Genomic DNA, 12,631 nt, shown 5'->3' with positions numbered 1-12,631 from the left:
GAAAAAAGACAAAATAGTATTGGAATATAGCTAAAGTAAAGTTATTATAGAAATAGATTAAATTTGGAGTTCGCTGTGAGTCTTTTTAATTTTATAAGAAAGAGGGTTGGTCGCACCATGGCAAATGGATTACTTTGGCATATATTTGAATACAGTATTTTTTTAATTGATTTTACATTTGTATATTTATTCCTAAAAGGAATACTTGATAGAAACTTAAAAGTTTCTGAGCGTGTGGCATATGTTGTCATTTTTAGTTCGGCCACTTCAATTTTTGCATTAAGCCGAGTGGCTAAGTTTTCAGCAGCTCAAATGATAGGTTCTTATCTATTTTGTATATTAATAGCGTTTATCCTTTTTAAGGGAAGAGCTCTTGTGCGTCTTTTTTGGGCAACGATGTACATCGTTGGAATCGTTGTTATTGAAAGTATGATTATCTATGTTTCTTCGGCTATTACAAAAATAGATGTTATCACGCTTGCGCTTTCTCTGAACTGGTATAGAATTGTTTTTTGTATTTTTTCAAAATTAGTTACTTATATTTACATTAGATTAGTAGGGAAAACAACCCGTAGAAGCTTTAATAATATTCCGGGACCGTTTTATAAGATCATAATCGCTGTTTTTTGCGTTTCGACACTTTCAATGTTGTTCATTATGAGAATCGGAGCGGCTGTTCAAGGAAATCGGAGTGCGGGATTTGATTTAGTTTATATTTCAATAGGGATACTTGTTTTAACCATTACACTTTATCAAATCTTTCAGTATATGTCGGATTACTTTGAAAAAGAGAATCAGTACCACATTATGCAGTATCAAAATGAAGTGATGATGCAAACAGCTCTAGATGAAGATGCCACAAATAGTGAAGTAAGAAAAATCTTGCATGATTTTAATAATCATATCAGCTGCATTGATATGCTACTTCAAATGAATAGCGTAGAAAGAGCCAGAAAATATATATCAGATATGCAGATAAATAGCAAAATTGCTGATTTTGAGATTAAAACAGGTAATGAAATAGCCGATGCTGTCATTAATCAGAAATATAAAAGAGCTAAAAAACATAACATTCAATTTAAAGTTGAAGGTCAGTTAACAGATGATATTAATATTAACGCAGTCGACTTATGTTCCTTAATGAGCAATGCACTGGATAACGCCATTGAAGCTAATTTAAAAGTTTCGGATGAGTCACTTCGGGCCATTAGCGTTGAGATCGAACCTAGAGATCACTGTTTGTTTTTAGAAATAACTAATACAGTAGAAAAAAATATTACAAACACAGAAATAGTTGGTACAACAAAAGAAGATAAGAAGAGCCATGGATTTGGCATGCTCAATATGAAAACAATTGCAGAAAAATACCAAGGACATATGAACTATGTGTTTAAAGAGGATACTTTTAACTTATCAATCATGTTAAAAGCAGTATAGAACTTAAATTTTTATATGAAGTTAAAGTGAATAAAGTAGGGGTTAAAGTTGTAATTTACATTATCAAGCAATATAATAATATTAATAGGTGATGTGAAATCTATACAATAAGAGAGATGAGGAGGATTAAAGGGATGAAAAATGATTATCCTGCAATGCTTCACCGGTTTGCTATAGGGCGGCAGATGCAAATCTTTGCTATAGCGTTATTGCCTTTAGTGGCAGCAGGCATGATGCATTATGGTATGCATGTGCTGTGGATGCTGATCACTTCGTACGTGGCAGCTTTTTGTGTTGAGTTTTCATTTGCCAAAATAAGACATCTCAAAGTAGATGCAGGTGCAATAGTTACGCCCCTGATCTTTACACTGGTATTACCACCGACATTACCGCTGTGGATTGTGGCCGTTGGAAGTGCCTTTGGTGTATTTTTTGGAAAAGCCATCTTTGGCGGTTTGGGCAAGAATATTTTTAACCCAGCTATTGTTGGACGTCTTTTTATTACCATTTCTTTTCCGGCATTTATGGCGACTATGTGGCTGGATCCTAAAACAGATGCCATAACAACTGCCAGTCCTTTGGGTGTTCTAAACAGAGGGCAAGACTTTAACTATGGACTTATGGATTTGCTCATAGGCGGAGTACCTGGATCTGTCGGAGAAACCTTTCGCTTAGGCATTATTATTATTGGTATTATTCTTATTCTGATGCGCATCGTTAACTGGCGCATTCCTGTATTTTTTATCGGAAGTGTTTTTCTCATTACGTGGGCGGGCAGCTTGATCTGGCCTGGAACCTATAAAGATCCTTTTCTATCTATTCTCGTAGGTGGTATTTTGTTTGGTGCTTTCTTTGTTGCTTCTGATCCTATCACTTCGCCCTATACACAAAAGGGAAGAATGCTGTATGGTATTGGACTTGGCATTATTACAGTGGTGATACGAAATTTTGCAGCTTTTCCAGAAGGTGTTATGTTTGCGGTTATTATTATGAATGCAGTCTCACCACTCTTAGATGATATGGTTCTTAATCGTCCTAAGAAGAGAGAGGCGGGTGTTCAGAGTTGAAAAAATATTTAAGCATGATACTGTTTGTTTTTATTTTAGGAACTGTGGCTTCTGGGGTGCTTATGGGAATGGAACTCCTAACAGCGCAGCGTATTGAGGCAAATCAGGAAGTGGAATTAAGAAGAACGGTACTGGAGGCTTTTGACATACCTTATAAAATGACAACTATCAATGAGGTTTATGAAAAAGAGATTACGATCAAATCCATTGAAGGACTGAGTTATTATGTGTCACCGTCAGATGAAATTGGATTTACATATGAAGGCTCAGGAGTTTGGGGGCCTATAAAAGGCTTTGTAGCAGTTGATGCGGCGATTGAAACGCTACGCTACGTGGCAGTCCTTCAACAAGAAGAAACCCCGGGTCTTGGAGGCGTTGTTGCAGAAGCACCTTTTTTGGAACAGTTTGTGGGTGTAAAAGTAGTACCTAGTCTGGAGATTAATCAATCAGCAGATCCAAGCAAAGAGAATGAGGTAGAAGCTATCACTGGGGCAACGAGAACATCGAAGGCATTTGAGACCATCTTAAACAGTGAGATCGGCCGTTACAGACTTACTTGGCAGCAAAGAGAAGATTAGGAGGGGTGCAGCGTGAATTTAATTCGGCTAAAATATACAAAATGGTTTGTCATTTCTAGAGATGGGCTCTTAAAGAACAACCCGATTTTTGTTGCTGTGCTTGGGATCTGTTCAGCTCTTGCGGTAACAAACAGGGTTGAAAATGCCATTGCTATGGGCCTTGGTGTAACTTTCGTAGTTATGGCAAGTTCTATGAGTGCATCGCTGATTCGTAAGTTTATTCCGGCAAAAGTCAGAATGGTGACTTACATGGTTTTAATTTCTACATTTGTTATTGCGGTTGATCTTTTTTTACAAGCCTTTTTGCCGAGTATTAGTAAGGCTTTAGGCGCTTATGTGGGTCTCATTATTACCAACTGCATTGTTATGGGTAGGGCAGAAGCCTTTGCTGTTAAAAACCCTGTGCGGTTTACTTTGATAGATGCGCTCACCAACGGCTTAGGGTATACCTACGTGCTTATTGCAGTAGCGGCTGTACGTGAAGTGCTGGCTTTTGGTACCTTGCTTGGTATGCGGGTTATGCCTGGGGGCTGGGTTAATTGGGTAGTTATGGCGATGGCGCCGGGTGGTTTTTTTGTTCTTGGCATCTATATATGGCTCATGCGTGTTGTGACAAACACCTATGAAGAATAGGAGGGTTAAGACTTATGGCACATTTGGTTGAAATTTTTACAGCAAGTTTATTAAATCATAACGTTGCACTGACATACATATTGGGGATGTGTCCGCTTATTGCTATTTCTAAAAACCTTAAAAATGCAAAAGGGATGGGGCTTGCAGTTGTTTTTGTGGTGACCTTAACAGGTATTATTAACTGGCCGATTTATGCACTTCTAAAGGCGACTAATACTACCCAGTTAAGTCTTTTGGTCTTTATTATTACGATTGCGGCAACAGTTCAATTTTTAGAGCTCGTTCTTGAAAAATTTATGCCGGTACTTTATAATGCCTTTGGTATTTTTCTTCCGCTGATTACTGTTAACTGTATTGTATTGGCTGTTTCATTGTTTTTTGTCAATCGTGCGTATACTTTTAGTGAGACAGCGATTTTTTCTTTTGGCTCCTCCCTTGGCTGGATGCTGGCTATTGTGCTCGTGGCAGGTATCCGCGAGAAAATGGCGTGGGTATCGGATGTGCCAAAGGGGCTTCGGGGCAAAGGGATTACGTTTATTATTTTAGGTATATTAAGTCTTGCGTTTATTGGCTTTAGTGGCCTTGCAAATATTCAGTAGGGGGGATCATTATGAATTTATTTGTACCCATTATTTTAATAGGTATTTTACTTATTGTGACGATTCTCTTAGCTCTGGCAGATTATTTGCTTGGAGGTCAAGGAGAGAAAACCTTAACGGTCAACGATAAGACAAAGATTACTGTTCAGGGAGAAGATACACTTTTAAATACGTTATCCGTTAATAATATTTTTATACCTTCTGCTTGCGGGGGCAAGGCGACTTGCGGTTACTGCAAATGCAAGGTGGTTAAAGGGGCAGGGGGCATAAAACCAACAGAAGAGCCTTTTTTAAGTGAAGAGGAAAAAGAAGATGGGGTTAGATTATCCTGCCAAGTAAAAGTTAAAGAAAATATGGAAATCCTTATCCCAGAAGAACTGCTTAGTGCAAAGGAATACAAAGCGACGGTAACTAAGATCACTTCTTTGACGTATGATATCAAGCTCGTTTCATTTAAACTCGTTGAACCAGAAGAAATGTTCTTTAGGCCGGGGCAGTATGCACAGTTAAGAGTCCCAGGGGTTGAAGTCATCCGAGCTTATTCTATCGCTTCTAATCCAAAGATGACCAATACTTTGGAGTTTATCATCCGTCTTGTTCCAAAGGGGCAGGCGACTACATTTGTTCATATGGCACTGGAAGTGGGCGATACAATTACTATCACGGGTCCTTATGGGGATTTCTACTTAAACGAAGAGTCAGATGAAGATATCATCTGCATCGCAGGTGGTTCGGGAAAAGCACCTATTCGAGCCATTCTCTATTATCTAAAAGATAAGGGGATGAATCGAAAAGTAAAATACTTCTTTGGGGCAAAGACTAAGAAGGATCTTTATTATACGGAGGAACTTCTTGAGCTCGCAAAGGAATACCCTAATTTTCAATATATTCCGGCCTTATCTGAGCCATCACCAGAAGATAACTGGGAGGGCGAAGTTGGCCTGATTACCGATGTAGTCGATAGGCATAGCGAGAATTTAGAAGACTCAGAAGCTTATCTATGCGGTTCACCGGGAATGATTGATGCCTGTATCCGCATATTGACCAAAAAAAATATACATATGGATAATGTGCATTACGATAAGTTTTAGATAGAAGAAGGCCCAACCGATTGTTCTGTTGAATAATTAGGTAGGCCTTCTTTTACTGTATAAAAAATTAATTAAAGATATGAATATCCAATTAACAACTTTAAAATATATAAGGTTACAATATAAAACACCATTTGACAATGGTAAAATTTTCACATATAATTTTAAGTAAGTAAATGATAACTAACTTAGGTGGTAGAAAATGGGAAATGTATTATTGCATAGAAAAATTAGCATTGTATTAGCGACAGTTGACGTTATTAATGAATATGGGATTAATGGATTGTCTACAAGAGAAGTAGCAAAAAGAGTGGGGATTTCAGAAGCGGCGATATTTAAACACTTTAAATCAAAGAGTGATTTGCTTTATGCAGTATTAGACCATTTTTCTCATTACGACATAGATGTAATCGCTTCTATACGATCAAAAAAACTTGATCCGATTGAAGCCATTGTTTGCTTTATTGATACATATGCGGCTTACTATGAGAACTATCCGGCTATAACAGCATTGACACAAAATAATGATGTACTAAGGTATGATCCAAACCTTTCAGAGAAGATTCAAGACATTCTTTTTAGTCGTACAGACTTTATAGCCCAGATGCTCAAACAAGCTCAATGTAATGGAAAAATTAAAGCAGATCTTGATAGTGAAGACATAGCAGTAATGATCATGGGCATAGCCAGAGAATGGTGTTTAAATTGGCGCCTGAGGGATTATAGTTTTTCTTTAAGAGAAAGAATGCTGGCAAGTTTAAAAATAGTTTTAGAGGCCTTGGTGATTAAATTTTGATAGGGGGTGATTTATTTGCAAGACCATTATTTTAATGAACCTATGTTGGATATGTACATATTTGAAACAACTCAAAATATAGAACAACTTGAAACATGTATCCTTAATACTGAGAAATCAAGCAGTTATACACAACCAGTAATTGATGAGATTTTTAGGATTATGCACACTATTAAAGGGTCATCGGCAATGATGCTCTTTAACAATATTTCAACACTCGCACATTCTATAGAGGACTTATTTTATTTTCTTCGGGAACAGAAACCACAGCATATTGATTATGATGCTATTTCTGATCTTGTATTAGAGTGTATAGATTACATTAAAGCAGAGCTGCATAAAATTATGCAAGGAGAAAAGGTTGATGGAGATTTTTCGAGCCTGATAGATAAAATCAAAGATTTTCTGGCCACGCTGCAGCAAGAGGGTATGAATACTACAATTGAAAAAATAACTTCGGATGAACAGATGCATTATTATATCACCTCCAATAAGGCCAAAGTTACATTGAACCTTAATTACTATAAAGCAATGCTGTTTTTTGAAGACGGTTGTGAGATGGAAAATATCAGAGCCTATACGGTTATTCATAATATAAAGGAAATTGTTGAGGAAGTTTATTATCTGCCACATGATATTATTGATAATGATAACAGCACTCAAACGATTAGACAGCATGGTTTTAAGGTTTTTTTAAAAACAGATAAATGCTATGAAGAAGTACTGGACTTTTTCAAACAAACAATGTTTCTCAAGGAGTTGGAACTAGTTCAACTAGAAGAAGACTCGGAGTTTAAACCGTTTTATAAGCCAGAGCAGATTATTATAGAAACAAGCCCGGTCAAAGTCCCTAAGCTGCAGATTCAGCAAGGAGAGGTGCAAAGAGAAAAAGAACTACCCAGTCTTTCTGCTAGTCAGAGCATCATCAGTGTAAGTGTAGCAAAGCTAGATAAATTGATGGACTTGGTTGGCGAAATGGTAATCGCAGAAGCTATGGTTACACAAAATCCTGATCTTAAGGGACTGCAATTAGATAATTTCCAAAAAGCAGCGCGTCAGCTTCATAAGATAACAAACGAACTACAAGGGACAGTTATGTCTATCCGTATGGTACCACTTGCTACTACCTTTCATAAAATGCATCGTATTGTTCGTGATATGAGCAGAAAACTTGGAAAAGAGGTAGAACTAGAACTGATAGGTGAGGAGACAGAAGTAGATAAAAATATTATTGAACATATTTCGGATCCGCTTATGCATCTGGTTAGAAATGCTATAGATCATGGTATTGAAACTACAGAGGTCAGAGAGACATCGGGCAAGGCGAGAGCGGGTAAAGTTTACTTAGAGGCTAGAAATGCTGGTAATGATGTTTTGATTCTAGTAAGGGATGATGGTAAAGGATTAAATAAAGCAAAAATTCTTAAACAAGCGCAGGAAAATGATCTTCTCACAAAATCTGAGCATGAGATGACGGATAAAGAGATCTATAACATGGTATTTCTGCCAGGGTTTTCTACGAAAGACGCCGTTACTGAGTTCAGTGGAAGAGGGGTCGGAATGGATGTGGTGACTAAGAGTATTGAGATGGTCGGTGGCACAGTATCGATAGACAGTATAGAAGGGGCTGGTTCGACGATTACGCTCAAAATCCCGCTTACGCTTGCTATTATTGATGGCATGAATATACAAGTGGGAAGCTCACGTTATACCATTCCTATAACAACAATTAAAGAATCCTTTAGACCGAGGGCGGCAGATCTGATTAAGCAGCCAGATGGCGATGAAATCGTCATGGTACGTGGGCAATGCTATCCTATTCTAAGGCTGCATGAGTTTTACAATGTAAAAACGCCTATAACTGAATTTGAGGAGGGTATTCTTATTATGGTTGAACAGGATGAGAAGACGCTTTGTATATTTGCAGATCAATTACTAGGACAGCAGCAGGTGGTGGTAAAGACACTTCCTAACTATATAAAGAATACGCGGAAGATTATAGGGCTTACAGGCTGTACAATACTCGGGGACGGCTGTATCAGCTTGATTCTTGAAATTGGCGGACTCGTAAATAAGAGGGACTAAGCATGACGAAAATAGAGGTTCTCCGTCAAAGGCTCTATAGGGCAATTGAAGATGGCAATCTACAGGTAATACTAGAAATTAGTCAAAAACTAGATGGTGAAATAGTTGATTTTATGAGAAATACACGCATTAACAAAAAACGTAATTTGAAAGAAAATTTATACATAGAAGTACCATTACATTAGGAAGGAGTTGTAAAAATGACTGGATCAGTAGGACAAGTATTATTAGAACAGGAAGAGGATACGCAAAAGGATAGGTTTCTTACTTTTACATTAGGCAGTGAATCTTATGGTATTGAAATAAGGTATGTAACTGAAATTATCGGTATACAGCCAATAACTGAAATACCAGAACTGCCAAGTTACATTAGGGGGATAATTAACTTAAGAGGGAAGATTATCCCGGTCATGGATGTAAGGCTGCGTTTTAAAAAAGAATTTAAAAAGTACAATGATAGAACTTGTGTCATTGTTATTGATATCAAGGATATTTCTATAGGGCTTATTGTTGATAGTGTATCCGAAGTACTTACGATCCCCGAGTCGGATATCGTTTCACCACCGGATGTCAGCAGGGAGGGGAATAAGTATATTAAAGGTATCGGCAAAGTTGGAAGCGAAGTCAAGCTTCTTCTTGAGTGTCAAAAATTATTAAATGAAGATGATGTAGAAAACCTAGCAAATATCTAATTATTGGAGGAATAGCTGATGAAATGGTTTAATGATCTTAAAATAAGGGTAAAGATTATTTTATGTTTTATAATTTTAGCACTTTTTACAGGTGTTATAGGTATTATAGGTATTAGTAATATGGGTACAATCAATCAACGTGGGGATGATATGTATGTCAACAACTTTCTACCGGCGCAAAATCTTGCAGGCATACAAAGAGACCTCATTTTAGTGAGATCCACTTATCTTCTAATGCTTTATGAAAAAGATATGACTAAGTTTCAGCAAAGAGTGGACGATATAGCTGCGCTTGCTGAAAAAACGAATAATACACTTACCGCCTATGAAAAAATGATAGAGAGTGATGAGGAAAGAAGTCTTTATAATAATCTAAAAACTAGTCTTTTAACATATAGGGAAGTACGAAATGAACATATTAATATGATAAGGGCGGGTAATTTTGAAGAGGCATCAGTAAAAATCTCAGAATTTACAAAGGTCAGAGAAATTCTAGATAACGATGTTGAGAATCTCATTGCATATAACCAAAATGTTGCAAAAGAGATGGCTGAGTTAAGCACTAAAGATTTTAAAAGTCAATCCTTTATCATGACTATTATTATTATAGTTGGGGTTCTACTCGCTATTGGCCTTGGCTTAGGCGTTGCAAATATGATTAGTAAGCCGCTTAACCACTTGCTTGAGGCAGCAAGTAAGATAGCTGATGGGGATCTGGATGTCACCATTAATGTTAATACCAATGATGAAGTAGGTATACTGGCACAAGCTTTTAGAAAGATGACAGATAACTTAAATGATGTTGTCACCAACATAAGTACTGCGGCAGAGCAAGTGGCGTCAGGATCGAAACAAGTATCTGACTCAAGTATGGCTTTATCTCAAGGCGCTACTGAACAGGCAAGTTCTGTTGAAGAGCTCACGGCTTCACTTGAAGAAATTGCTGCTCAGACTAGGCATAATGCTGATAGTGCTGATCAAGCAAACGCACTTGCAGAGACCGCAAAAAGCAATGCAGTACAAGGCAATAGCCGCATGAAAGACATGCTTAAGGCAATGGAAGATATTAATGACTCATCGAATAGTATTTCAAAGATTATTAAAGTTATTGATGAAATTGCTTTTCAGACGAACATATTGGCGCTTAATGCTGCAGTAGAAGCTGCTAGAGCTGGCCAGCACGGCAAAGGTTTTGCAGTAGTTGCCGAGGAAGTTAGAAATCTTGCTGCAAGATCTGCAAATGCTGCAAAAGAAACGACTGATATGATAGAGGGGTCTATTAAAAAGGTTGAAGATGGTACACATATTGCCAGTCAGACGGCAGAGGCTCTGAATAAAATAGTAGAGGATGTTACAAGAGTTGCAGACCTAGTGGGTAGTATTGCAGTAGCTTCTAATGAGCAGGCAGCTGGTATCTCACAAATTAATCAGGGGATTATGCAGGTATCTGAAGTTATTCAAGCTAACTCTGCGACGGCGGAGGAAGGTGCAGCTGCCAGTGAGGAGCTTTCTGGACAGGCTGAGCTCCTTAAAGAGCAGGTATCAAGGTTTAATGTAAGAAGGTTATTTAGTAGCAATGTGCCTTCCTACATAAAAGGCGAAGTTATTAATCCAGAAGTGTTGAAAATGCTTGAAAAAATGAATGATAGAAAGAAATCTCATATGCATGAAGAAGCAGCATCGGCGAGTCATAAAAAAATTGTATTGAGTGATAATGAGTTTGGTAAATATTAATTTGTATTTGACTATCCTTACAGGCAGGTGAAATGAAGTGGTTGTAATTACAGAAAAGGAATTTAAACAGTTGTCTCAATACATTAAGTCTAACTACGGCATACATCTAAGTCGGGAAAAGATGACACTTGTTACGGGAAGGCTGAATAATGTTCTTCAACAAGCAGAATGTCATAACTTTACCGATTATTACAACCACATTGTTGCCGATAAGAGTGGCGGTGCGGCGATTACTCTCGTAGATAAGATTACGACCAACCACACTTTCTTTATGAGAGAAGCAGATCATTTTTATTATTTCAGAGATAAAGTGCTTCCATTTATTGTGAAGAATATTAAGGATAAAGATCTTCGTATCTGGTGTGCTGCAAGTTCTTCGGGTGAAGAATCTTATACACTGGCTATGATTTTAGATGAATTTTTTGGGGAGGAAAAAATGTGGTGGGATACTAAGGTGTTAGCTACTGATATATCTGAGCGGGTACTTGATATTGCCAAAAAGGGTATTTACAGTAATGAACGTATTGCGCCTCTGCCTCTGTACTGGAGAACTCATTATTTTAAGCAGCATGATAGGGAAAATGCCGTTCTCGTTGATAAAATTAAGAATGAAGTAATATATAGGAAATTTAACCTAATGGATACTGTGTTTCCTTTTAAAAAGAAATTTCATACCATATTCTGCAGAAATGTAATGATCTATTTTGACAATGAAACCAGAACAAAACTTGTCAATAGATTCTATGACCATTTAGAGGACGGGGGATATTTATTTATCGGGCATTCGGAGTCTCTTAATAAGGAAACTACTAAGTTTAAGTATGTTATGCCGTCCGTTTACCGCAAAGTGTAGATTGACCGTAGAGGGAGGATAGAGAGTGGTATGGGTAATGGAAGAAAGATCAGAGTTTTAGTGGTAGATGATAGTCTGTTATTTAGAGAAGTTATAGCTAGAGGCATTTCCACTGATCCTCAAATAGAAGTGGTAGCAAAAGCGATAGATCCTTTTGATGCAAGAGATAAGTTGCTGGCGTTTAAACCTGATGTGATGACTTGTGATGTAGAAATGCCCAAGATGAGTGGCATTGAGTTTATCAGAAAGTTACTCCCACAATATCCGCTTCCTGTTATTGTAGTGAGTACTGTGAGTGAAGCGGTGTTTGATGCTATGAACGCGGGGGCAATAGATTTTGTTACAAAACCCGATGTCCAGTCACCACATGGCGTTGAAAAGTTCATACATGATATGATAATAAAGATTAAGATCGCAGCTCAAGCAAAAGTTACACAGAAAGAAGCCGTAAAAACCACTAGCTTGCATACAGACTGTACATTCGCTGCTGATAAGATCATTGCAATGGGTGCTTCTACAGGGGGGACAGAGGCGCTATATCGTATATTAAGCCAACTATCTCCAAATATGCCAGGTATCCTCATCGTTCAACATATTCCCCCTATGTTTTCTAATATGTTTGCGAAGAGACTCAATAGTCAAACACAATTTAATGTAAAAGAAGCACAAACGGGCGACTATTTGGATCAAGGCAAGGTGCTAATTGCTCCAGGCGATCAGCATATGAGGGTGAAGAAAGTAGGCACTCGCTATAAAGTGGAAGTTTTTAGCGGTGAGAAAGTCAACGGGCATTGTCCGTCGATCGATATATTATTTGAGTCTGTGGCAAAGGAAGTAGGGAGTAATGCCATTGGCATCATCCTTACAGGCATGGGATATGATGGTGCAAAAGGCCTGCTCGCCATGAGACATAAGGGGGCAAGGACCATAGGACAGGATGAAAAATCCTCTGTAGTGTATGGTATGCCAAAAGTTGCATTTAATATAGGAGCGGTGGAGAAACAGGCCGCTCTTTTAAACATCCCACAATTATTAACTACCATGTTGAAGTAGGCAGTGTGACGTA

13 protein-coding genes are annotated in these 12,631 nt (G+C 37.8%); all 13 read left to right on the top strand.

The annotated features are described in order from the left end of the window. The first annotated feature begins 117 nt into the window (after positions 1–117). A complete protein-coding gene (locus tag BN3326_RS07195; protein ID WP_069998521.1) occupies positions 118–1,437 on the top strand; it encodes a sensor histidine kinase in 1,320 nt (439 codons plus the stop codon). 134 nt (positions 1,438–1,571) lie between these two features. Further along, complete coding sequence (locus tag BN3326_RS07190) at positions 1,572–2,504, top strand: RnfABCDGE type electron transport complex subunit D (RefSeq protein ID WP_069998520.1); 933 nt, start codon at positions 1,572–1,574, stop codon at positions 2,502–2,504. A gap of 14 nt (positions 2,505–2,518) precedes the next feature. After that, positions 2,519–3,082, top strand: coding sequence for an FMN-binding protein (locus tag BN3326_RS07185; protein WP_141722875.1), 564 nt, complete (start codon positions 2,519–2,521; stop codon positions 3,080–3,082). A 12-nt stretch (positions 3,083–3,094) separates the two neighbouring features. Beyond that, positions 3,095–3,715, top strand: a complete 621-nt coding sequence (locus BN3326_RS07180; RefSeq protein WP_069998518.1) for an Rnf-Nqr domain containing protein — start codon at positions 3,095–3,097, stop codon at positions 3,713–3,715. A gap of 14 nt (positions 3,716–3,729) precedes the next feature. Further along, positions 3,730–4,314: an Rnf-Nqr domain containing protein gene (locus BN3326_RS07175; RefSeq protein WP_069998517.1), complete on the top strand. Its 585-nt coding sequence runs from the start codon at positions 3,730–3,732 to the stop codon at positions 4,312–4,314. A gap of 11 nt (positions 4,315–4,325) precedes the next feature. Next, positions 4,326–5,405: an NADH:ubiquinone reductase (Na(+)-transporting) subunit F gene (locus BN3326_RS07170; RefSeq protein WP_069998516.1), complete on the top strand. Its 1,080-nt coding sequence runs from the start codon at positions 4,326–4,328 to the stop codon at positions 5,403–5,405. 202 nt (positions 5,406–5,607) lie between these two features. Continuing rightward, the gene (locus BN3326_RS07165) at positions 5,608–6,201 is read left to right on the top strand and encodes a TetR/AcrR family transcriptional regulator (protein ID WP_069998515.1); all 594 of its coding nucleotides are present in this window, start codon (positions 5,608–5,610) and stop codon (positions 6,199–6,201) included. 15 nt (positions 6,202–6,216) lie between these two features. Beyond that, a complete protein-coding gene (locus BN3326_RS07160; protein ID WP_141722874.1) occupies positions 6,217–8,286 on the top strand; it encodes a chemotaxis protein CheA in 2,070 nt (689 codons plus the stop codon). Between the two features lie 2 nt (positions 8,287–8,288). After that, positions 8,289–8,471, top strand: coding sequence for an aspartyl-phosphate phosphatase Spo0E family protein (locus BN3326_RS07155; protein ID WP_069998514.1), 183 nt, complete (start codon positions 8,289–8,291; stop codon positions 8,469–8,471). Between the two features lie 15 nt (positions 8,472–8,486). Next, positions 8,487–8,978 (top strand): chemotaxis protein CheW, encoded by a 492-nt coding sequence (locus BN3326_RS07150; protein ID WP_069998513.1) that lies wholly within the window; start codon positions 8,487–8,489, stop codon positions 8,976–8,978. An 18-nt stretch (positions 8,979–8,996) separates the two neighbouring features. Continuing rightward, complete coding sequence (locus tag BN3326_RS07145) at positions 8,997–10,712, top strand: methyl-accepting chemotaxis protein (RefSeq protein WP_069998512.1); 1,716 nt, start codon at positions 8,997–8,999, stop codon at positions 10,710–10,712. Positions 10,713–10,749: 37 nt separating this feature from the next. Then, entirely contained in the window at positions 10,750–11,565 is an 816-nt protein-coding gene (locus BN3326_RS07140) for a CheR family methyltransferase (protein WP_069998511.1), read from the top strand. 30 nt (positions 11,566–11,595) lie between these two features. Further along, complete coding sequence (locus tag BN3326_RS07135) at positions 11,596–12,618, top strand: protein-glutamate methylesterase/protein-glutamine glutaminase (protein WP_069998510.1); 1,023 nt, start codon at positions 11,596–11,598, stop codon at positions 12,616–12,618. The last annotated feature ends 13 nt before the right edge of the window (positions 12,619–12,631 follow it).

This window comes from Cellulosilyticum sp. I15G10I2, from assembly GCF_900095725.1.
In the GTDB taxonomy this organism is placed as follows: Bacteria; Bacillota; Clostridia; order Lachnospirales; family Cellulosilyticaceae; genus FMMP01.
This window is presented reverse-complemented; position numbering and strand designations above follow the sequence as displayed.